The sequence below is a fragment of the Enterobacter sp. E1 genome, assembly GCF_016809815.1.
GTDB lineage: Bacteria > Pseudomonadota > Gammaproteobacteria > Enterobacterales > Enterobacteriaceae > Enterobacter > Enterobacter adelaidei.
Map to the genome: position 1 here is coordinate 47,021 of NZ_JAFBJM010000001.1, position 21,151 is coordinate 68,171.

Below are 21,151 nucleotides of genomic sequence, written 5' to 3' on the forward strand. Positions count from 1 at the left end.
CCTGACCCGGCGTGCTGTGCTATATGATAAGTATGTTGTAACTAATGAGTATATTTATGGCGACTTACGATCTCATCGAAAGGCTCAACAGCACCTTTCGCGAAATAGAACATGAATTACTTACGCTGACAGAACGCTTGCAAACCTGCCGCCTGCTGGCCGCGCGCGTCTTTACCCTACCGGATGTAGCCAAAGGGGCTGAACACGATCCGCTGGATACCATCGACGTGAAACAGCACATCGGCAAAGCCGCATTTGAACTGGCACTAAAACATTATCGTCACCTTTTTATTCAGCAGCAGTCAGAACAACGCAGCAGTAAGGCGGCTGTTCGTCTGCCTGGCGTGATCTGCCTGCAAACCGATGCGACAACGCGTGAAGCGCTGGAAGGTCAGATTACGTATATCAACACTCTGAAAGCGGCATTTGAAAAGATCATCACCGAAGAGTCAGGCCTGGCCCCTGCTGCCCGGTTCGAGTGGGTGCATCGTCAGCTTCCTGGATTGATTACCCTGAATGCCTACCGCACGCTGACGGTACTGCGTCATCCCGCCACGCTGCGCTTCGGCTGGGCCAATAAGCACATCATTAAAAACTTCACCAAGGATGAGATTCTGGCGCAACTGGAAAAAAGTCTGAAGACGCCGCGCACCGTGGCACCGTGGTCGCGGGAACAGTGGATTGAACGCCTGGAGCAGGAGTATCACAGCATCGCCTCGCTACCGGCGGACACGCGCCTCAAAATAAAGCGCCCGGTGAAGGTCCAGCCTATCGCCCGCGTCTGGTATTCCGGTCAACAGAAACAGGTGCAGTATGCCTGTCCGACACCGCTGATTGCGCTTTACGATGCGGATCAGGGTGCTATCGTGCCGGATATCGGTGAACTTCTGAATTACGATGCTGAAAATATCCAGCACCGTTACAGACCTCAGGCGCAGCCGCTACAGCTGATTATTCCGCGGCTGCACCTGTATGTGGCGGGATGATTATTTCAGGCTGCCGACCATCGCTTCCGGACGAACCCAGGCGTCGAACTCCGCCTCCGTCAGGTAGCCCAGCGCCAGGGCGGAGGCTTTCAGCGTCAGCCCCTCTTTATGCGCTTTTTTGGCAATCTCGGCGGCTTTATCGTAGCCGATATGGGTATTGAGCGCCGTCACCAGCATCAAAGACTCGTTGAGCAACTGGCTGATGCGCTCGCGGTTTGGCTCAATACCTACCGCACAGTGCTCGTTAAAGCTTTCCATCCCGTCCGCCAGCAGCCGAATGGATTGCAGAACGTTGTGGATCACCATTGGACGATAGACGTTCAGCTCGAAGTTGCCGGATGCGCCTCCCATGTTAACGGCCACGTCGTTGCCTATCACCTGACAGCAAAGCATAGTCATGGCTTCGCACTGGGTCGGGTTCACTTTACCCGGCATGATGGAGCTGCCCGGCTCGTTTTCCGGGATGCTGATTTCACCAATACCGCAACGCGGACCCGAAGCCAGCCAGCGTACGTCGTTGGCAATTTTCATCAGCGAGGCCGCCAGCCCTTTCAGCGCGCCGTGGGTATGAACCAGCGCATCGCAGGTCGCCAGCGCTTCGAACTTATTGGGTGCCGTAACGAACGGCTGCCCGGTGATGTTTGCCAGCTCCTCCGCCACGCGCACCGCGTATTCAGGATGGGTATTTAACCCGGTCCCGACCGCCGTCCCGCCGAGCGCCAGCTCCGCCAGATGCGGCAGGCTGTACTCAATATGCTTCAGGTTATGTTCCAGCATCGCGACCCAGCCGGAAATCTCCTGGCCGAGCGTCAGCGGCGTGGCGTCCTGCAGGTGCGTACGGCCAATTTTGACGATGTCACGGAAGGCCTGCGCTTTTTCGTTTAGCGTCTTTTTCAGCACATTCAGCTGCGGGATAAGCTGCTCGCGAATAGCGATGACCGCCGCCACATGCATTGCCGTCGGGAACACGTCGTTCGAACTTTGGCTCTTGTTCACGTCATCATTCGGGTGAACCTTACGCTCCATACCACGCACGCCGCCCAGCAGCTCGCTTGCGCGGTTTGCCAGCACTTCGTTCATGTTCATGTTGCTTTGCGTGCCGGAACCGGTCTGCCAGATGGCCAGAGGGAATTCATCAGGGTGCTTGCCTGCCAGCACCTCATCAGCCGCGCTGATGATGGCCGAGGCTTTTTCTGAAGCCAGCAACCCTAAGTCCTGATTCACTTTGGCTGCGGCGCGTTTCGTCAGTGCCAGCGCCTGAATCAGCGAAACGGGCATTTTCTCAGTTGAGATGCGGAAGTGTTCCAGCGAACGTTGGGTTTGTGCGCCCCAAAGTTTGTCGGCCGGGACGTCGATCGCGCCCATAGAATCTGTTTCGCGACGATGCGTTGTCATTACTTTCTCCTTGATAACAAAGATGGGATTGCTCACATGCTTAAGAGATAAGTATTGATGGCTTCTGAATTACTGTATGGCGCTTTGTGCGCTCTTTATTATGCCGGGTGGCGCTGACGCTACCCGGCAGAGTTTTAGCTTACTTCACACACGCCGAACACTGGGAAGACTGGATCTGTTTGAAGAAGTCGTTACCTTTGTCATCCACGAGGATAAACGCCGGGAAATCTTCCACCTCAATTTTCCAGATCGCTTCCATACCCAGTTCCGGGTATTCCACGCACTCCAGGCTCTTGATGCTGCCCTGAGCCAGCACGGCTGCCGGGCCGCCGATGCTGCCGAGGTAGAAGCCGCCGTGCTTGTGGCAGGCGTCCGTCACCTGCTGGCTGCGGTTGCCTTTCGCCAGCATGATCATGCTGCCGCCGTTGGCCTGCAGCTGGTCAACGTACGAGTCCATACGGCCTGCCGTGGTTGGGCCTAACGAACCGGAAGCATAACCTTCTGGCGTTTTCGCCGGGCCTGCGTAGTAGATCGGGTGATCTTTAATGTACTGCGGCAGCCCTTCGCCGTTGTCCAGACGCTCTTTCAGCTTCGCGTGCGCAATGTCGCGTCCGACGATAATCGTGCCGTTCAGGGAGAGACGCGTCGACACCGGATACTGTGAAAGCTGCGCCAGGATCTCTTTCATCGGACGGTTCAGATCAACGCGAACCGCTTCACCCTCACCTGCTTTACGCAGTTCTTCCGGAATGTACTTACCTGGGTTGTTTTCCAGTTTTTCGATCCACACACCTTCGCGGTTGATCTTGGCCTTGATGTTGCGATCCGCAGAGCAGGACACGCCCATCCCGACCGGGCAGGATGCGCCGTGACGCGGCAAACGGATCACGCGTACATCGTGAGCAAAATATTTGCCGCCAAACTGCGCACCCAGGCCCAGATTACGCGCTTCTTCCAGCAGTTCTTGCTCAAGCTGCACGTCGCGGAACGCCTGGCCGTGCTCGTTCCCTTCCGTTGGCAGGCCATCGTAGTATTTCGTTGAGGCCAGTTTCACGGTCTTCAGCGTGCTTTCAGCCGAGGTACCGCCGATCACGAAGGCAATATGGTACGGCGGGCACGCCGCGGTGCCGAGGGTGCGCATCTTCTCAACCAGGTAATTCTTCAGCTTGCCCGGGGTGAGCAGCGCTTTGGTTTCCTGATAAAGATAGGTTTTGTTGGCTGAACCGCCGCCTTTGGCGATGCAGAGGAATTTGTACTCGTCACCGTCTACGGTATAGAGGTCAATCTGCGCAGGCAGGTTGGTACCGGTGTTAACCTCTTTGTACATATCCAGCGCCGCGTTTTGCGAATAGCGCAGGTTATCTTCGGTGTAGGTGTTGTAGACGCCGTGCGCCAGCGCCGCTTCGTCACCGCCGCCGGTCCAGACGCGCTGGCCTTTTTTACCGACGATGATCGCCGTGCCGGTGTCCTGGCAGGTTGGCAGAACACCTTTCGCCGCGATGTCTGAGTTACGCAGGAACTGCAGGGCAACGTATTTATCGTTCTCGCTGGCCTGCGGGTCGCTCAGGATATCGGCAACCTGCTGCTGATGCGCGGGACGGAGCATAAACGAAGCGTCGTGGAACGCATGCTGCGCCAGCAGCGTCAGCGCCTGCGGATCGACCTTGAGGATCTCCTGTCCTTCAAACTCAGAGACGGAAACGTGATCGCGGGTTAACAGGTAATACTCGGTCTGATCCTTACTCAGCGGGAAAGGATCCTGATAATGAAAGGGTTTATTCGACATTGTTCTCTCACTTACTGCTTCAGTCTGATTATTTGGGCAGATGTTCCGCTGCCCGCTTAAAAGCGAGTCAGCTTATCCTACACAATTTTTTAACAAAAACTGAGACTAGTACGACTTTTTACATCCGCAGGTTACTTCCACGTGGTTTATTGCTTTAATACCCGGAGTTAATTCCACATTTGAATCAGGGCTTGATAATGCAAAAACTCATTAACTCAGTGCAAAACTACGCCTGGGGAAGTAAAACTGCGTTAACGGATCTCTACGGTATCGCGAACCCGAACAACCTGCCGATGGCAGAACTGTGGATGGGGGCGCACCCGAAGAGCAGCTCAAAAATTGAAGATGCCAGCGGCCAGATTCGCGCTCTGCGCGACGTCATTGATGCCGATAAAGGCGCGCTGCTGGGCGACAAGGTTGCCAGCCGTTTTGGTGAGTTGCCGTTCCTGTTTAAAGTACTGTGCGCCGACCAGCCGCTCTCCATTCAGGTTCACCCGAACAAGAAAGCCTCTGAGATTGGTTTCGCCAAAGAGAACGCCGCAGGCATTCCGTTAGATGCCGCCGAGCGTAACTACAAAGATCCTAACCATAAGCCGGAGCTGGTCTTTGCGCTGACCCCGTTCCTGGCGATGAATGCGTTCCGCGAGTTTTCAGAGATCATTTCCCTGCTGCAACCGGTCGCGGGTGCCAGCAAGGCTATCGCCCACTTCCTCGAAAACCAAAACGCAGACGCGCTGAGCCAGCTGTTTGCCAGCCTGCTTAACATGCAGGGTGAAGAGAAATCGCACGCGCTGGCGGTGCTTAAAGCAGCGCTAAACACGCAGCAAGGTGAACCGTGGGAGACTATCCGCCTGATTTCCGAATTCTACCCGGACGACAGCGGACTGTTCTCTCCGCTGCTGCTGAACGTGGTGAAGCTGAACCCGGGCGAAGCGATGTTCCTGTTTGCCGAAACGCCTCACGCCTATCTGCAGGGTGTCGCCCTGGAGGTAATGGCCAACTCCGACAACGTGCTGCGCGCGGGTCTGACGCCGAAATACATCGATATTCCTGAGCTGGTTGCCAATGTGAAGTTCGTGGCGAAACCTGCCGGCGAGCTGCTGACTCAGCCGGTGAAAAAAGGCGCAGAGCTGGACTTCCCTATCCCGGTTGAGGATTTTGCTTTCTCACTGCACGACCTGAGCCAGACAGAAACGACCATCGCGCAGGAGAGCGCGGCGATCCTGTTCTGCGTAGAGGGCGAAGCGGTGCTGCATAAGGGAGAACAGCGTCTGGTGCTCAAGCCGGGCGAGTCGGCTTTCGTTGCGGCCAATGAATCTCCGGTTAGCATTAGCGGTAAAGGCCGCCTGGCGCGCGTTTTTAATAAGCTATAGGGACTTACTGAATTTTTTAACAACTCTTGCTAAGCTAGTTGCTGGCTTTATATCTCCGGGCGGTGTCTACCGCCTGGTTTCATTTTAGGGATAGTCGCAATGAAAAAATCGGTCGTAGCGGTTGGAGTGATTGTAGCGTTAGGCGTGGTCTGGACAGGTGCCTCCTGGTTTACCGGGAAACAGCTGGAAGGCCGTCTGGCTGAGATGGTGGCGCAGGCTAACAGCGAGCTTAAACGCAGCGCGCCGGAAGCAGGTCTTGAGCTGAGCTACCAGAATTATCAGCGCGGCGTATTTACCAGCCATATGCAGGTTGTGGTGAAGCCGGTTGCCGGTACTGAAAACGGCTGGCTGAAATCGGGCCAGAGTGTGGTGCTGGATGAAGTGGTCAGCCACGGTCCGTTGCCTCTGGCGCAGTTGAAGTCCTTTAACCTGATCCCGTCGATGGCATCCGTTCACACCGTACTGGTGAACAACGACCTGACCAAACCGCTGTTCGACCTGGCGAAGAATGAATCACCTTTCGAGATTAACACCCGCATCAGCTATGCCGGTGACACGAGTTCCGATATTGCCCTGAAAGCGCTGAACTACGAGAAAGAGAATGAGAAAGTCGCCTTCAGCGGCGGTAACTTCAAGCTTGATGCTGACCGCGACGGAAACGTGTACACCCTGACGGGTGAAGCGGAAAGTGGCCTGGTCAATGCCGTCAATGAATACAACCAGAAAGTTCAGCTCACCTTCAATAATCTGAAAGCCGACGGCAATAGCCGAATGACCGATTTTAAAGAGCGTATCGGCGATCAAAAACTGTCTCTCGATAAGGTTGCCATTGCGGTTGAAGGAAAAGAGATGGCCGTGCTGGAAGGCATGGACGTCAACGGCAAATCCGACGTTTCCAAAGACGGTAAGAGTATCAACACCCAGCTGGATTACACGCTGAAGAGCCTGAAAGTGCAGAATCAGGATCTGGGCACTGGCAAACTCTCTCTGAAGATCGGCAATATTGACGGTCAGGCGTGGCATGAGTTTAGCCAGAAATACAGCAAAGAGAGCCAGGCGCTGCTGACCGATACCGCACTGCAGCAGAACCCTGAGGTATATCAGCAGCAGGCGATAGCGGTGCTGTTCAATAACCTGCCGATCCTGCTGAAAGGCGAGCCGGTGATAACCGTTGCGCCACTGAGCTGGAAAAACAGCAAAGGTGAAACCAACTTTAACCTGTCTCTTTTCCTGAAAGATCCGGCAACCGCCACGGGTGAACCGCAAACGCTGGCGCAGGAAGTCGATCGCAGCGTGAAATCGCTCGACAGCAAGCTGACCATCCCTATGGAGATGGCAACCGAGTTTATGACCCAAATTGCGAAACTGGAAGGCTACGGTGATGAAGACGCCGGCAAGCTGGCGAACCAGCAGGTGAAAGGCCTGGCGGCGATGGGCCAGATGTTCCGCATCACCAAGGTGGAGAACAACACGATTTCCACCAGCCTGCAGTACGCCAACGGCCAGGTCACGCTCAACGGCGATAAAATGCCGCTGGAAGACTTCGTCGGCATGTTTGGTATGCCGGCTCTGGGGATGCCGGACCCGGCTGAACCGGCAGCGCCAGCCGAACCGGCTGCACCTCAGCAGTAAACAACGAAAACCCCTCGCTAGAGGGGTTTTTTATTGCCGTGTGGCGCAGAGGCGTCTATTTCACCGTCACCAACCGCGCCGCCACAATCTGGTGCCCGGCCTGGACATCCGTATTCTCGATGCGCTGCATGATCCTGTCTGCCAGCGTGTAGCCCATCTCCCGCGCGGGCGTCGTGGCCCAGACGATTGGAAGATCGTCCAGCGCGTTTTCGCCGACGTCGGCAAATGCCCCGAGCGCCACCTGATGGCCGAAGAAGGTTTCTACCCCGCCCTCGCCGCTCTGACGCCCGGCGCGGATCAGGCCAAACCAGGCGCCCATGGCAATCACGTCGTTATAGCAAATCACGGCGCTGATCGTCGGGCTGCTGCGCAACAACGCGCTTATCGCTTCCGCCGCTTTCTTCTGGCTGGATTCGCACTCAACGACCCATTCACTGTGGAATGGCAGGCCGTATTTAATCAGCGTCGCGCAGTAGCCGCCTACCCGCTCGGCCCGGGTCAGGGACGAACTTTTGCCACCGAGCCAGGCAATGCGCTGATGACCGCGACGAATAAGATGTTCGGTTAACATTTGTGCGGCCTGCATGTTATCCGGGCGCAGCGTATCAGCCTCATCCAGGTAACTGGCGCGCGAGGCAAACACCAAAGGCACGCCTTTTTCGGCGGCACGTTCACACAGCTCGCTACCCACGCCTGACGCACCGGCGACGATCACCCCGTCGACCCCCTGGTTAAGCAACATATCCAGGCGGGAAAGCAGCTGATCGGCCTCACGACCGCCGTGCAGCAGAAAGACCATCCGTCCCTGCGCTTCAAGCGCCTCGGTTAACCCTGCGGTCAGTTCTGCATAGAAGGGAGACGTCAGGTCACGAACAATCAAACCGATCACCCCGCTTTGCCCACCGCGCAGCGCCGATGCCTGGCGGTTACGCACAAAGCCCAGTTGTTCAACCGCCTCGTTCACCCGCTGGCCGGTCGCAGGAGAGATCCGCCCTTTCCCGCTTAGCACCAGAGAAACGGTGCTGACGGAAACACCCGCCGCCAGCGCAACATCGTTGATGGTGATTTTTTTCGCTACAGCCATGTGTCGGCGTGACTCCCTGAAATGAGATCGGTAAAACGTTTTATCAATACGTTATCTTTATACTACCAGTCAAAGCCTGAGAATGTGATTTAGCGCGCACTAAACTTTGATAAAACGTTTTATCTTCTCGCAGCATTGAAGCAGATAAACTGATTTTAACAATAAAGGAGTCGTTTTATGACGGCGAAAGCAGCACAAAAAATATCGCTGTGGGAGTTTTTCCAGCAACTGGGTAAAACCTTTATGCTGCCCGTGGCACTCCTCTCGTTCTGCGGGATCATGCTCGGGATCGGCAGTTCACTCAGCAGTAAAGATGTCATCACGCTGATCCCGTTCCTCGGCGCGCCAGTGCTGCAGGCGATCTTTATCTGGATGAGTAAGGTCGGCTCCTTTGCCTTCAGTTTCCTGCCCGTGATGTTCTGTATTGCTATCCCGCTGGGTCTGGCGCGCGAGAATAAAGGCGTGGCCGCGTTTGCCGGTTTTGTGGGTTACGCGGTGATGAACCTGGCCGTTAACTTCTGGCTGACCGCGAAAGGTATTCTGCCTACCACCGACGCTGTGGTGCTGAAAGCCAACAACATTCAGAGCGTGATTGGTATCCAGTCTATTGATACCGGGATCCTCGGTGCGGTGATCGCCGGGGTGATCATCTGGATGTTGCACGAACGCTTCCACAATATCCGTCTGCCGGATGCGCTGGCGTTCTTCGGTGGTACCCGCTTTGTGCCGATTATTACCCTGGTGGTAATGGGTCTGTTTGGTTTGATCATTCCGCTGATCTGGCCAGTCTTTGCGATGGGTATCAACGGCATTGGGCGCATCATTAACGGCGCGGGAGATTTTGGACCGATGATCTTCGGTACCGGTGAACGCCTGCTGCTGCCGTTTGGCCTGCAACATATCCTCGTGGCTCTGATTCGCTTCACCGAAGCGGGTGGTACCATGGAGGTGTGCGGTCACGATGTGAGCGGTGCACTGACTATCTTCCAGGCACAGTTAAGCTGCCCAACTACGCACGGCTTCTCCGAAAGCGCAACCCGCTTCCTGTCTCAGGGGAAAATGCCTGCCTTCCTCGGCGGCCTTCCTGGCGCTGCGCTGGCAATGTACCACTGTGCACGCCCGGAGAATCGTCATAAAATTAAAGGCCTGCTGATTTCCGGCGTGATCGCCTGCGTGGTAGGCGGTACCACTGAGCCAATCGAATTCCTGTTCCTGTTCGTCGCACCGGTACTGTATCTCATCCACGCCGTGCTGACCGGTCTGGGCTTTACCGTGATGGCGGTACTGGGCGTTACCATCGGCAACACCGACGGCAACGTGATCGACTTCGTGGTGTTCGGTATTCTGCACGGCCTGTCCACCAAGTGGTATCTGGTGCCGGTCGTGGCGGCTATCTGGTTCGCGGTGTATTACGGTATCTTCCGCTTCGCCATCACCCGCTTTAATCTGAAAACGCCAGGTCGTGATACCGATACAGCGAGCAATGTTGAGCAGGCTGTTGCCGGGACCGTGGGTAAATCCGGCTATAACACCCCTGCTATTCTGGCGGCGCTGGGCGGTGCGGATAACATCACCTCTCTGGATAACTGCATTACCCGTCTGCGTCTGTCAGTGGCGGATATGTCGAAAGTAGACACCAACGCCCTGAAAGCCAACCGGGCCATCGGCGTGGTGCAACTAAATCAGCACAATTTGCAGGTGGTTATCGGCCCACAGGTACAGTCAGTGAAAGATGAGCTGGCGACCCTGATGCGAACTGTCGAAGCCTGATGCCTCAGCCCCCTCACCATGAGGGGGTTTTACTTTAAGGACGTACGTCATGTTTGATTTTTCTACCGTCGTGGATCGTCACGGCACCTGGTGTACACAGTGGGATTACGTCGCCGACCGTTTTGGCGCGGCCGATTTGCTGCCCTTCACTATCTCGGATATGGATTTCGCCACCGCCCCCTGCATTACCGATGCGCTGCAACAGCGCATTCATCACGGCGTGTTTGGCTATAGCCGCTGGAAGAACGAGGAGTTCCTGGCAGCCGTCGCGCACTGGTTCCAGCAGCGGTTTAACAGCCAGATTGATACGGAAACCGTCGTTTATGGTCCTTCCGTCATTTATATGGTCTCTGAATTGATTCGTCTCTGGTCAAACCCCGGCGACGGCGTGGTGGTACACACCCCGGCATACGATGCGTTTTACAAAGCCATTGAAGGCAATGCTCGTCAGGTGGTGCCCGTCGAGATGGAAAAGCATGCCGCAGGCTGGCAGGGAAATATGGCTGCGCTGGAAGCGGCCCTTGCAAAATCTGAAAACAAAATTTTGCTGCTGTGCAGCCCGCAAAACCCGACCGGCAAGGTCTGGACGCGGGATGAGTTGACCCACATGGCGGAACTGTGCGCACGCTATGACGTGGCGGTGATCAGCGATGAAATACATATGGACATGGTGTGGGGAGATCGTCGTCACACGCCGTGGAACGCGGTAGCACGGGGCAAATGGGCGCTTCTCACCTCCGGTTCGAAAAGTTTCAATATTCCGGCGTTGACCGGCGCTTACGGCCTGATTGGTGATGAAGAAAGCCGTAACGGTTATCTTAGCGCGTTGAAAGGCCGGGACGGACTCTCTTCCCCTTCCGTGCTGGCACTGACGGCACATATCGCCGCCTATCAGCAGGGAGAGCCGTGGCTGGATGCCTTGCGGCGTTATCTGGAAGAAAATTTGTCGTATATCGCGCAGGAAATAAACAGCGCTTTTCCGAAACTGAACTGGCAGCCGCCAGAAGCGACCTATCTGGCCTGGATTGACCTGCGCCCACTGAACATTGACGACCGGGCGCTGCAAAAAGTGCTGATCGAGAAGCAAAAAGTCGCCATCATGCCAGGAAATACCTACGGCAAAGAGGGAAATGGCTTCGTGCGCCTGAATGCTGGCTGCCCGCGCAGCAAGCTGGAACAAGGGGTTCAACGCCTTATCGCCGGGATTAACACGCTACTGTAATTCATTTGCGCAACGGAATATTCCATTGCGCAAATAGCTTTTTACCTCGTTTTGTTTTTATAATATGGCGCACTTTAACCAGAAAAGAGTGCGACCATGATTGATACACGCCTGCCATTAACTGATATTCATCGTCACCTTGACGGTAACATTCGTGCCCAAACCATCCTCGATCTTGGCCGCCAGTTCAATTTAACGCTTCCTGCTCAGACACTTGAGTCCTTGATCCCTCATGTTCAGGTCACCTCCAATGAACCTGACCTGGTCAGCTTCCTGAGTAAACTCGACTGGGGCGTGAAGATGCTGGCCTCGCTGGATGCCTGCCGCCGCGTGGCGTTCGAGAACATCGAAGATGCCGCCCGTAACGGTCTGCATTACGTCGAACTGCGTTTCTCGCCAGGCTATATGGCGATGACCCACAACCTGCCCGTTGCAGGCGTAGTGGAAGCCGTCATTGAAGGCGTCCGCGAAGGCTGTAAAACGTTTGATGTCCAGGCCCGTCTGATTGGCATCATGAGCCGTACGTTCGGTGAGGCAGCCTGCCTGCAGGAACTGGAAGCGCTGCTGGCGCATCGCGATGCCATCACTGCGGTCGACCTCGCCGGTGATGAGCTGGGCTTCCCGGGCAGTCTGTTCCTGTCCCATTTCAACCGCGCGCGTGACGCCGGGTGGCACATTACCGTTCATGCAGGTGAAGCGGCAGGTCCGGAAAGCATCTGGCAGGCCATCCGCGAGCTGGGCGCCGAGCGTATCGGCCACGGCGTAAAAGCGGTAGAAGATCGCGCTCTGATGGATTTCCTGGCGGAACAGCGCATCGGAATTGAGTCTTGCCTGACGTCTAATATTCAGACCAGCACCGTGGCAACGCTGGCACAGCACCCGCTGAAAACGTTCCTTGAGCACGGTGTGCTGGCCTCACTGAACACTGACGATCCGGCGGTTCAGGGGGTGGATATTATTCACGAATACAACATTGCTGCGCCTCAGGCGGGTCTGAGCCGCGAGCAAATTCGTCAGGCGCAGATCAACGGCCTGGAGATCGCCTTCCTGACGCCTGAAGAGAAGCAGGCGCTGCGGGATAAGGTGGCATCCGCGTAAGCCTTTTTGCCGGGTGGCGGCTGCGCCTTACCCGGCCTACAAAATACCTGTACCTTATGCCAGACAGAGCGTGGCGCGATGTTTGGCCGATTCGATGCCCAGCTCAATCAGCTCCATAATCTGAATGGCCTGGCTTGCCGGAACCGGATTCTCCCCCGTTCCGTTCAGCGCATCGCGGATAGCTGCATAATAAGCCGGGTAGTTGCCAGGAATAGTCAGCAAGGTTTCCTCCACCAGCTCCTCACCTTCAACCCGCGTCACGACACCGTCTCGCATATCATAGCCCCAGTCTTCCTGCGGCAAACGTTCTCCGTTTTTTAAGCGATCTTCCTGCGGGTCGAGACCAAACTTCACATAGCTACCGCGCGTACCGTGAATGATATAACGCGCGGATTCTGCGGCCGCCACCATCGTCCCGTGGAGCACAATTCGACGCAGTGGGTAACTCAAAACCGCATGGAAATAATCCGTTGTCTGCGCGCCAGGCCTGAGCTGTGCCAGATCGACCGTCATACTCACCGGCAGGCCAAACAGATTCACGGCCTGATCCAGAAGATGCGGGGCCAGATCGTACCAGATGCCGCTGCCCGGACCGGCCTGCTCGCGCCAGCGGTTTCGTACCTGCGGGCGAAAACGGTCAAAATGCGATTCAAAAAAGAGGATCTCCCCCAACGTACCTTCGCTGAGAAGCCTTTTTACGGTCAAAAAATCGCTGTCCCAGCGACGGTTATGGAATACCGAAAGTAACCTGCCCAGGCTCTTTGCTAGCGCATCAAGCTCGCGTGCTTGTGACAACGTCACGGTAAACGGTTTATCAACGACCACGTGCTTGCCGGCTTCCAGCGCCGCCTTTGCCAGCGGAAAGTGCGTGTCGTTTGGCGTGGGGATGATAATTAAATCAATATTCGGATCGTTGAAAAGATGTCTAGGTTCAGAGACAACCGGCACGGAAGGCCAGTCGGCATGGACTTTAGTTGCATCACTACTGGATACGGCAGCCAGCGCCATTCCGGGCGTCCCGGCGATCAAAGGCGCATGAAACGTTTTTCCTGCATATCCATAACCAATAAGCCCGACGCGGATATTATCACTCATTGTGTCATCCTCTTTTATGGCGTTCTTATTTCACACTGGCTAGCCTGGCATTACTACAGATTAATAATGTGCCATATGACTTAAAATAGCAGGTTGTATGGGTTGTTTTTGTTACATAGTATTAACCACCTGATTTTGTTTAAGGGAACCGTTCCCAAAGCACTTGCCGCCGGGGAAACGCCGCTGTAACATCTGCTCCCTGTATTTATGGATAAATTACAACTACGAATCATGACGTCAATTATTAATCGAATCATTGAATTAGCGGGATGGATTGTTCTTGGGGTATCGGTCATTTTGCTTGGCGTTGCCAGCCATATCGATAACTACCAGCCGCCGGAGCCTGTCACAGTCGCCCAACCTAAGTAACCGGTTACTGCAATAAAGAGTGACACAATATGTCAGTTACGTATTGCCAGCCCTGGTGAACACGGTTAACCTTCTCTTCCAGGCATCATTTGATGCCTGAAACTTTCAGCAAAGAAAACTCCTAATTTAGTCGCATTACCTGAGTGGGCTGTTTACGTCTTTATTAATCCGTTTATTATTCGAACGAATTACCTTAACTGGTATTACTCACTTTTATATGGAAAATTATTAATATGACAGTTCAGGACTATTTATTAAAATTTCGCAAGATCAATTCGCTTGAAAGCCTGGAAAAACTGTTTGACCATCTGAACTACACCCTGTCGGATAATCAGGAAATCATCAACATGTATCGTGCCGCTGACCATCGCCGTGCGGAACTGGTCTCCGGAGGCCGTTTGTTCAATGTGGGTGAAGTGCCTAAGTCTGTCTGGCGTTACGTTTTATAAGAAAGTAGCCATCAGCGCGAAATGTTATATACTCTCCGCCCTGCAAACTGGCTGTACAACATTTCGCGCAGATTATGGGAGAGTTTATGACCGCAACGCCTGGAGAACGCATTGGAGGCTGGTTAATCGCCCCACTGGCATGGCTGCTGGTTGCCTTATTAAGCGCATCACTTGCGCTGCTGCTTTATACCACCGCACTGATTACCCCGCATGCCATCCAGACGCTGATGTCGCAAAGTGTGCTTAATATTGCGATGTGGTTTGTATCGTTCGTTTTCGCGATAGGGATGTGGTACTACACGCTGTGGCTGACCATCGCTTTCTTTAAGCGCCGTAAAAGTGTGCCTAAGCATTACATTATCTGGCTGCTGATTTCGGTCCTTCTGGCGGTAAAAGCTTTTGCTTTTTCGCCGGTTTCTGACGCCCTGGCCGTCCGCCAGCTACTTTTCCCTTTACTGGCCGCTGCGCTGCTGGTGCCCTATTTTAAGCGTTCGACACGGGTGAAAAACACCTTTGTGAACCCGTAATAACCTTACAGATAACCTGTTGTCGCCTGCGTTGGTTTATCCGATAATAGGCGGCTTTTTTATTTCAGGCTAAATAATGACCGATTACTTACTGCTCTTTGTCGGCACAGTGCTGGTTAACAACTTCGTCCTGGTGAAGTTCCTTGGCCTATGTCCATTTATGGGCGTTTCCAAAAAACTGGAAACTGCAATGGGCATGGGGCTGGCGACCACCTTTGTCATGACGCTGGCGTCTATTTGCGCGTGGTGGATTGATACCTGGATCCTTATCCCGTTGGGGTTAACCTATCTCCGTACGCTGGCCTTTATTCTGGTTATTGCAGTGGTTGTGCAATTTACCGAAATGGTGGTACGCAAAACCAGTCCGGCGCTCTATCGCCTGCTGGGGATTTTCCTGCCGTTGATTACCACCAACTGCGCCGTGCTCGGCGTAGCGCTGCTGAACATCAACCTTGGGCATAACTTTATGCAATCGGCACTGTATGGTTTTTCTGCGGCCGTCGGTTTTTCTCTGGTGATGGTGCTGTTCGCCTCTATTCGTGAGCGCCTCGCCGCAGCAGATATCCCTGCGCCGTTTCGCGGTAACGCGATTGCGCTGGTGACCGCAGGTTTAATGTCTCTGGCCTTTATGGGCTTTAGTGGTCTGGTGAAGTTGTAATGAATGCTATCTGGATTGCCATCGCCTCTATCAGCGTCCTGGGGTTGGTGTTTGGCCTTATCCTGGGTTACGCCTCCCGCCGTTTTGCGGTAGAGGACGATCCTGTTGTTGAAAAAATTGATGAGCTTCTTCCACAAAGCCAATGTGGACAGTGTGGCTATCCCGGTTGCCGCCCCTATGCCGAAGCGGTAGGGATTCAGGGTGAAAAAATTAACCGCTGTGCACCGGGTGGTGAGGCGGTAATGCTGAAAATTGCGGCTCTGCTGAACGTTGACCCGCAGCCGATTGATGGCGATGCAGACGTCCAGGAGCCGGTTCGCGCCCTTGCTGTGATCGACGAAGCGAACTGCATCGGCTGTACCAAATGTATTCAGGCCTGCCCTGTAGATGCCATCGTTGGCGCAACCCGCGCCATGCACACCGTCGTCGCTGATCTGTGTACTGGCTGCAACCTCTGCGTAGCGCCATGCCCGACGCAATGTATTGAACTGCGCCCGGTTGAAACGACTACCGAAAGCTGGAAGTGGGATCTTCAAACCATTCCGGTTCGCAACATTCCTGTGGAACAACATGCTTAAGTTATTTTCTGCTTTCAGAAAAGAGAAGATCTGGGACTTTGACGGCGGTATTCATCCGCCGGAGATGAAAACCCAGTCCAACGGCACCCCACTGCGTCAAATTCCGCTGGCGACGCGCTACGTTATGCCGCTCAAGCAGCATATTGGCGCGGAGGGCGAGCTGTGTGTGAAAGAAGGCGATACGGTTCTTCGCGGCCAGCCGCTGACCTTTGGCCGGGGACGAATGCTGCCTGTACACGCGCCAACGTCCGGTAAAGTGGTGGCGATTGCCCCGCATACGGTGGCTCACCCGTCAGCACTTTCAGAACTCAGCGTCATTATTGAAGCCGACGGTGAAGATCGCTGGATCGAGCGTGACGGCTGGGGCGACTACCGCAACCGGAGTCGCGACGCGCTCATCGAGCGTATTCATCAGTTCGGTGTTGCCGGACTGGGCGGCGCAGGCTTCCCTACCGGTGTCAAACTGCGTGGCGGTGGCGATAAAATACAGACGCTGATTATCAATGCCGCTGAATGCGAGCCGTATATTACCGCAGACGATCGTCTGATGCAGGATTGCGCCGCCCAGGTGGTGGAAGGTATCCGCATTCTCGCGCACATTCTGCAGCCGAAAGAAGTACTGATTGGAATTGAAGACAATAAACCACAGGCCATCTCAATGCTGCGCGCCGTACTGGCCGGTAGCCATGATATCGCCCTGCGCGTCATTCCAACCAAGTACCCTTCTGGTGGCGCAAAACAGCTGACGCAGATTCTTACCGGTAAACAAGTGCCACACGGTGGACGCTCCTCAGATATCGGTGTGCTGATGCAAAACGTCGGGACCGCCTATGCGGTGAAGCGCGCGGTGATTGACGGCGAGCCGTTGACCGAGCGCGTGGTAACGCTGACCGGAGAGTCTGTCTCGCGTCCGGGGAACGTCTGGGCGCGACTGGGAACGCCGGTTCGTCACCTGCTGGAACAGGCTGAGTTTTGCCCTGGCAGCGACCAGATGGTGATCATGGGCGGCCCACTGATGGGCTTTACCCTGCCGTGGCTGGATGTCCCGGTGGTCAAAATCACGAACTGCCTGCTTGCGCCTTCCCCAATCGAAATGGGCGAAGAGCAGGAGGAGAAAGGTTGTATCCGCTGTAGTGCCTGTGCCGACGCTTGCCCGGCGGACCTGCTTCCGCAGCAGTTGTACTGGTACAGTAAAGGCCAACTGCACGACAAAGCACAAGCCCATAATCTGGCTGACTGTATTGAATGCGGAGCCTGCGCCTGGGTTTGCCCAAGTAACATTCCACTGGTGCAGTATTTCCGCCAGGAGAAGGCTGAAATTTATGCCATCTCAATGGAAGAAAAACGTGCAGCCGAAGCAAAAGCCCGCTTTGAAGCGCGCCAGGCTCGACTGGAGCGCGAAAAAGCGGCTCGTCAGGAGCGCCATAAGCAGGCTGCTGTTCAGCCAGGCGAGAAAGATCAGGATGCCATTAACGCGGCACTGGCGCGCGTTCGCGAGAAAAAAGCGACCGCAGCCCAAACCGTGGTGATCCCGGCGGGTGAGAAACCGGATAATAGCGAAGCGATTGCCGCCCGAGAAGCGCGTAAAGCAGCGGCTCGCGCCCGTCAGGCTGAAAAAGCGCAAACAGCTCAGGCTGAAGTTGAGGTTGATCCACGGAAAGCCGCCGTTGAAGCGGCAATTGCCCGCGCCAAAGCCCGAAAAGCCGGTGAGCAAAACGTGGTAGTCGAGAAAGAGGCGGTGGACCCGCGCAAAGCTGCCGTCGAAGCGGCAATAGCCCGTGCCAAAGCCCGTAAGACAGCACAACAGACGCAGACAACCGAACCCGAAATGCCGGTCGACCCGCGCAAAGCCGCTGTTGAAGCAGCAATTGCACGCGCTAAAGCCCGTAAAGCGGCGCAACAGGAAGAGCAACCGCAGGCCGCAAATGACGACCCGCGCAAAGCTGCCGTCGCCGCTGCCATCGCGCGCGTTCAGGCGAAGAAAGCCGCACAGCAAGCAGTTAACGAGGATTAAATGGTTTTCAGAATCGCAAGTTCCCCTTACACCCACAACCAGCGCCAGACATCGCGCATTATGATGCTGGTCTGCCTGGCCGCGCTGCCGGGCATTGCCGTTCAGTGCTGGTTTTTCGGCTGGGGAACCCTGTTCCAGATAGTCCTGGGCTGTGTCAGCGCCTTAGCCGCTGAAGCCCTGGTGCTTAAACTGCGCAAGATGGTAGTTTCCCGCATCCTTGCCGACAACTCCGCGCTACTGACCGGCCTGCTGCTGGCCATCAGTATTCCACCGTTTGCCCCATGGTGGATGGTGGTACTCGGTACCGTCTTCGCAGTGATAATTGCCAAACAACTGTATGGTGGGCTCGGTCATAACCCGTTTAACCCGGCAATGATCGGCTACGTGGTGCTGCTGATCTCCTTCCCGGTACAGATGACAAGCTGGTTGCCACCGCATGAGATTGCGGCAACGGTTCCGGGCTTTATGGATGCCCTGCACGTGATCTTTACCGGCCATACCGCACTCGGCGCTGATATGAACACGCTGCGTATGGGCGTGGATGGTATCAGCCAGGCGACGCCTCTCGATACGTTTAAAACGTCCCTGCACGCGGGCCACAGCGTTGAACAGATTATGAAATCAGCCATCTACAGTGGCGTGCTGGCAGGCGCAGGCTGGCAGTGGGTTAACCTGGCGTATCTGCTTGGCGGTCTGTTCCTGCTGCAACAAAAAGCCATCCGCTGGCATATCCCGGTCAGCTTCCTCGTGACGCTGGCGGTTTGTGCCACGCTGGGCTGGGTGTTCTCCCCCGAGTCACTGGCCAGCCCGCAGTTGCATTTGCTCTCCGGCGCGACCATGTTAGGCGCATTCTTTATCCTGACGGATCCGGTTACCGCGTCAACGACCAACCGTGGCCGCTTGATCTTCGGTGCGCTGGCTGGGTTGCTGGTATGGTTGATCCGCAGCTTTGGTGGCTATCCGGATGGTGTGGCATTTGCCGTCCTGCTCGCCAACATTACCGTTCCGCTCATCGACTATTACACGCGTCCGCGCGTGTACGGACATCGTTAAGGGTTTCGCCATGTTGAAAACAATGCAAAAACACGGCGTTACGCTGGCTGTCTTCGCCGCGGTCCTGACTGGGCTGACGGCACTGGTGAATTCGTTGACCAAAACGACCATCGAAGAACAGGCTTCGAAGCAGCAAAAAGCGCTGTTCGATCAGGTGATCCCGTCTGATTTCTACGATAATGACCTGCAGCAAAGCTGTTTCATCGTCCAGGCGCCGCAGTTAGGCAAAGGCGCACATCGCGTCTTTATCGCCCGTAAAGGGGATAAACCGGTGGGCGCGGTGATGGAAGCGACAGCCCCCGATGGCTATTCCGGTGCCATTCAACTGCTCGTTGGCAGCGATTTCTCCGGTACGATACTGGGCACCCGCGTAACGGAACATCATGAGACGCCTGGTCTTGGCGATAAAATTGAAACCCGTCTGAGCGACTGGATTTTGCATTTTGCCGGTAAAGTGATTCATGGCGAAGGAGATACTGCCTTTGCGGTGAAGAAAGATGGCGGTGAGTTCGACCAGTTCACCGGGGCGACCATCACCCCACGCGCCGTGGTTAACGCCGTAAAACGAGCCGGGCTGTATGCTGAAACGCTGCCCGCTCACATCAACAATCTTCCGGCCTGTGAGGAGTAATCATGAGCCAGGTAAAAGAAGTTATTGTCCAGGGGTTGTGGAAGAACAACTCCGCGCTGGTACAGCTTCTGGGAATGTGTCCACTGCTGGCGGTCACCTCCACCGCCACCAACGCGCTTGGTCTGGGTCTGGCGACCACGCTGGTACTGACCCTGACCAACCTCTCCATCTCAGCCCTGCGCCGCTGGACGCCGCCGGAAATCCGTATTCCGATTTACGTCATGATCATTGCCTCGGTCGTGAGTATCGTCCAGATGCTGATTAACGCTTACGCATTCGGTCTGTATCAGTCGTTGGGCATCTTTATTCCGCTTATCGTCACCAACTGTATCGTGGTTGGACGCGCGGAAGCCTTCGCGGTGAAAAACAGTCCTGCCATGTCGGCGCTGGATGGTTTTTCGATTGGTATGGGCGCCACGGGAGCCATGTTTGTGCTGGGCTCAATACGCGAGATCCTCGGCAACGGTACGCTGTTTGACGGTGCAGACGCGCTGCTGGGCGGCTGGGCCAGGGCGCTGCGCATTGAAGTGTTCCACACCGATACGCCATTTCTGCTGGCCATGCTGCCGCCAGGCGCATTTATTGGCCTCGGCATGATGCTGGCGATAAAATACCTGATTGATGAGAAACGTAAGCGCCGCGCGGCAGAGCGCAGCGTCCAGGAAGGGATACCCGAGAAGGCCTCATGAATAAAGAAAAGCGCATTGCGATCCTGACTCGTCTGAGGGACGAGAACCCACACCCGACGACAGAGTTGAACTTTAACTCCCCGTTTGAGCTGCTGATCGCCGTGCTGCTCTCTGCACAAGCTACCGATGTAAGCGTCAATAAAGCCACCGCCCTGCTCTATCCTGTTGCCAATACGCCGAAGGCCATGCTGGAACTGGGCGTGGAAGGCGTGAAGTCTTATATCAAAACCATCGGCCTGTTTAACAGCAAAGCGGAGAACGTGATTAAGACCTGCCGGATCCTGCTGGAACAGCACGGTGGCGAAGTGCCGGAAGATCGCGCGGCGCTTGAGGCGTTACCCGGTGTAGGTCGAAAAACCGCGAACGTTGTGCTAAATACGGCATTTGGCTGGCCGACTATCGCTGTCGACACGCATATCTTCCGCGTATCTAACCGCACCAACTTCGCACCCGGCAAAAATGTCGAGCAGGTTGAGGAGAAACTGCTCAAAGTGGTTCCTGCCGAATTTAAGGTTGACTGCCACCACTGGCTGATTCTGCACGGGCGTTATACCTGCATTGCCCGTAAGCCTCGCTGCGGCTCCTGCATCATTGAAGATCTCTGCGAATACAAAGAAAAAGTGTATCCCTGATCTGCTAATTCCCCCGCTAAAAGAAGGGCTACCAAACGCGCTTCTTTTGGCCGTTATTTGTCCGCCTGTTGCTTACCCTGGCTTGTTACTTGTTCGGCCATTTAACGCTC

Annotated in this window: 20 protein-coding genes; 16 read left to right on the top strand and 4 right to left on the bottom strand. The window is 55.3% G+C overall.

Annotated elements, in window-relative coordinates; translation table 11 throughout:
* The first annotated feature begins 56 nt into the window (after positions 1-56).
* The gene (gene tus / locus JGF26_RS00230) at positions 57-986 is read left to right on the top strand and encodes a DNA replication terminus site-binding protein (protein WP_128347944.1); all 930 of its coding nucleotides are present in this window, start codon (positions 57-59) and stop codon (positions 984-986) included.
* Here tus and fumC read toward each other — a convergent pair whose 3' ends face one another.
* The gene (gene fumC, locus JGF26_RS00235; protein ID WP_128347945.1) at positions 987-2,381 is read right to left on the bottom strand and encodes a class II fumarate hydratase; all 1,395 of its coding nucleotides are present in this window, start codon (positions 2,379-2,381) and stop codon (positions 987-989) included.
* A gap of 139 nt (positions 2,382-2,520) precedes the next feature.
* Entirely contained in the window at positions 2,521-4,167 is a 1,647-nt protein-coding gene (gene fumA, locus JGF26_RS00240) for a class I fumarate hydratase FumA (protein WP_028017321.1), read from the bottom strand.
* A 197-nt stretch (positions 4,168-4,364) separates the two neighbouring features.
* Between fumA and manA the strand changes: the two genes are divergently transcribed.
* On the top strand, positions 4,365-5,540 hold the full coding sequence (gene manA, locus JGF26_RS00245; RefSeq protein ID WP_134707602.1) for a mannose-6-phosphate isomerase: 1,176 nt from the start codon (positions 4,365-4,367) through the stop codon (positions 5,538-5,540).
* 99 nt (positions 5,541-5,639) lie between these two features.
* Positions 5,640-7,172, top strand: coding sequence for a YdgA family protein (locus JGF26_RS00250; protein WP_134707601.1), 1,533 nt, complete (start codon positions 5,640-5,642; stop codon positions 7,170-7,172).
* A gap of 55 nt (positions 7,173-7,227) precedes the next feature.
* On the opposite strand, the gene JGF26_RS00255 is transcribed toward JGF26_RS00250, so the two are convergent.
* The gene (locus JGF26_RS00255; RefSeq protein WP_049006298.1) at positions 7,228-8,256 is read right to left on the bottom strand and encodes a Mal regulon transcriptional regulator MalI; all 1,029 of its coding nucleotides are present in this window, start codon (positions 8,254-8,256) and stop codon (positions 7,228-7,230) included.
* A 177-nt stretch (positions 8,257-8,433) separates the two neighbouring features.
* Here JGF26_RS00255 and malX point away from each other — a divergent pair, with 177 nt between their 5' ends.
* From malX to add, 3 genes are all read left to right on the top strand, one after another.
* Entirely contained in the window at positions 8,434-10,026 is a 1,593-nt protein-coding gene (gene malX / locus JGF26_RS00260; protein ID WP_134707600.1) for a maltose/glucose-specific PTS transporter subunit IIBC, read from the top strand.
* A gap of 49 nt (positions 10,027-10,075) precedes the next feature.
* Positions 10,076-11,248: a MalY/PatB family protein gene (locus tag JGF26_RS00265; RefSeq protein WP_134707599.1), complete on the top strand. Its 1,173-nt coding sequence runs from the start codon at positions 10,076-10,078 to the stop codon at positions 11,246-11,248.
* 96 nt (positions 11,249-11,344) lie between these two features.
* Positions 11,345-12,346: an adenosine deaminase gene (gene add / locus JGF26_RS00270; protein WP_134707598.1), complete on the top strand. Its 1,002-nt coding sequence runs from the start codon at positions 11,345-11,347 to the stop codon at positions 12,344-12,346.
* 54 nt (positions 12,347-12,400) lie between these two features.
* Here add and JGF26_RS00275 read toward each other — a convergent pair whose 3' ends face one another.
* The gene (locus JGF26_RS00275) at positions 12,401-13,441 is read right to left on the bottom strand and encodes an oxidoreductase (RefSeq protein WP_134707597.1); all 1,041 of its coding nucleotides are present in this window, start codon (positions 13,439-13,441) and stop codon (positions 12,401-12,403) included.
* A gap of 243 nt (positions 13,442-13,684) precedes the next feature.
* Between JGF26_RS00275 and blr the strand changes: the two genes are divergently transcribed.
* From blr to nth, 10 genes are all read left to right on the top strand, one after another.
* Positions 13,685-13,810 (top strand): division septum protein Blr, encoded by a 126-nt coding sequence (blr, locus tag JGF26_RS00280; protein ID WP_168112406.1) that lies wholly within the window; start codon positions 13,685-13,687, stop codon positions 13,808-13,810.
* A 233-nt stretch (positions 13,811-14,043) separates the two neighbouring features.
* Positions 14,044-14,259, top strand: coding sequence for a transcription modulator YdgT (ydgT, locus tag JGF26_RS00285; RefSeq protein ID WP_006174966.1), 216 nt, complete (start codon positions 14,044-14,046; stop codon positions 14,257-14,259).
* A gap of 86 nt (positions 14,260-14,345) precedes the next feature.
* On the top strand, positions 14,346-14,786 hold the full coding sequence (locus JGF26_RS00290; RefSeq protein WP_023311379.1) for a DUF2569 domain-containing protein: 441 nt from the start codon (positions 14,346-14,348) through the stop codon (positions 14,784-14,786).
* Between the two features lie 76 nt (positions 14,787-14,862).
* Entirely contained in the window at positions 14,863-15,444 is a 582-nt protein-coding gene (rsxA, locus tag JGF26_RS00295; protein WP_008500564.1) for an electron transport complex subunit RsxA, read from the top strand.
* A complete protein-coding gene (gene rsxB, locus JGF26_RS00300) occupies positions 15,444-16,022 on the top strand; it encodes an electron transport complex subunit RsxB (protein ID WP_028017313.1) in 579 nt (192 codons plus the stop codon). Before rsxA ends, rsxB begins: the two co-directional genes overlap by 1 nt.
* Positions 16,015-18,036 carry an electron transport complex subunit RsxC gene (rsxC, locus tag JGF26_RS00305; RefSeq protein WP_134707596.1) on the top strand — a complete coding sequence of 674 codons (2,022 nt, stop codon included), beginning with the start codon at positions 16,015-16,017 and terminating at the stop codon, positions 18,034-18,036. Before rsxB ends, rsxC begins: the two co-directional genes overlap by 8 nt.
* Entirely contained in the window at positions 18,037-19,089 is a 1,053-nt protein-coding gene (gene rsxD / locus JGF26_RS00310; RefSeq protein ID WP_028017311.1) for an electron transport complex subunit RsxD, read from the top strand.
* A 10-nt stretch (positions 19,090-19,099) separates the two neighbouring features.
* A complete protein-coding gene (gene rsxG / locus JGF26_RS00315; protein WP_028017310.1) occupies positions 19,100-19,720 on the top strand; it encodes an electron transport complex subunit RsxG in 621 nt (206 codons plus the stop codon).
* Positions 19,721-19,722: 2 nt separating this feature from the next.
* Entirely contained in the window at positions 19,723-20,409 is a 687-nt protein-coding gene (locus tag JGF26_RS00320) for an electron transport complex subunit E (protein WP_028017309.1), read from the top strand.
* Positions 20,406-21,041 (top strand): endonuclease III, encoded by a 636-nt coding sequence (gene nth / locus JGF26_RS00325; RefSeq protein WP_049006313.1) that lies wholly within the window; start codon positions 20,406-20,408, stop codon positions 21,039-21,041. The genes JGF26_RS00320 and nth overlap by 4 nt, the downstream gene beginning before the upstream one ends.
* Positions 21,042-21,151: the final 110 nt, after the last annotated feature.

Excerpts from the sequence above, each read along its gene's own strand:
- fumC (WP_128347945.1), bottom strand. The coding sequence starts at position 2,381 with ATGACAACGCATCGTCGCGAAACAGATTCTATGGGCGCGATCGACGTC.
- fumA (WP_028017321.1), bottom strand. The coding sequence starts at position 4,167 with ATGTCGAATAAACCCTTTCATTATCAGGATCCTTTCCCGCTGAGTAAG.
- tus (WP_128347944.1), top strand. The coding sequence starts at position 57 with ATGGCGACTTACGATCTCATCGAAAGGCTCAACAGCACCTTTCGCGAA.
- rsxC (WP_134707596.1), top strand. The coding sequence starts at position 16,015 with ATGCTTAAGTTATTTTCTGCTTTCAGAAAAGAGAAGATCTGGGACTTT.
- nth (WP_049006313.1), top strand. The coding sequence starts at position 20,406 with ATGAATAAAGAAAAGCGCATTGCGATCCTGACTCGTCTGAGGGACGAG.
- rsxD (WP_028017311.1), top strand. The coding sequence starts at position 18,037 with ATGGTTTTCAGAATCGCAAGTTCCCCTTACACCCACAACCAGCGCCAG.
- ydgT (WP_006174966.1), top strand. The coding sequence starts at position 14,044 with ATGACAGTTCAGGACTATTTATTAAAATTTCGCAAGATCAATTCGCTT.
- JGF26_RS00320 (WP_028017309.1), top strand. The coding sequence starts at position 19,723 with ATGAGCCAGGTAAAAGAAGTTATTGTCCAGGGGTTGTGGAAGAACAAC.
- malX (WP_134707600.1), top strand. The coding sequence starts at position 8,434 with ATGACGGCGAAAGCAGCACAAAAAATATCGCTGTGGGAGTTTTTCCAG.
- JGF26_RS00255 (WP_049006298.1), bottom strand. The coding sequence starts at position 8,256 with ATGGCTGTAGCGAAAAAAATCACCATCAACGATGTTGCGCTGGCGGCG.
- rsxA (WP_008500564.1), top strand. The coding sequence starts at position 14,863 with ATGACCGATTACTTACTGCTCTTTGTCGGCACAGTGCTGGTTAACAAC.
- rsxB (WP_028017313.1), top strand. The coding sequence starts at position 15,444 with ATGAATGCTATCTGGATTGCCATCGCCTCTATCAGCGTCCTGGGGTTG.
- JGF26_RS00250 (WP_134707601.1), top strand. The coding sequence starts at position 5,640 with ATGAAAAAATCGGTCGTAGCGGTTGGAGTGATTGTAGCGTTAGGCGTG.
- JGF26_RS00290 (WP_023311379.1), top strand. The coding sequence starts at position 14,346 with ATGACCGCAACGCCTGGAGAACGCATTGGAGGCTGGTTAATCGCCCCA.
- add (WP_134707598.1), top strand. The coding sequence starts at position 11,345 with ATGATTGATACACGCCTGCCATTAACTGATATTCATCGTCACCTTGAC.
- rsxG (WP_028017310.1), top strand. The coding sequence starts at position 19,100 with ATGTTGAAAACAATGCAAAAACACGGCGTTACGCTGGCTGTCTTCGCC.
- manA (WP_134707602.1), top strand. The coding sequence starts at position 4,365 with ATGCAAAAACTCATTAACTCAGTGCAAAACTACGCCTGGGGAAGTAAA.
- JGF26_RS00275 (WP_134707597.1), bottom strand. The coding sequence starts at position 13,441 with ATGAGTGATAATATCCGCGTCGGGCTTATTGGTTATGGATATGCAGGA.
- JGF26_RS00265 (WP_134707599.1), top strand. The coding sequence starts at position 10,076 with ATGTTTGATTTTTCTACCGTCGTGGATCGTCACGGCACCTGGTGTACA.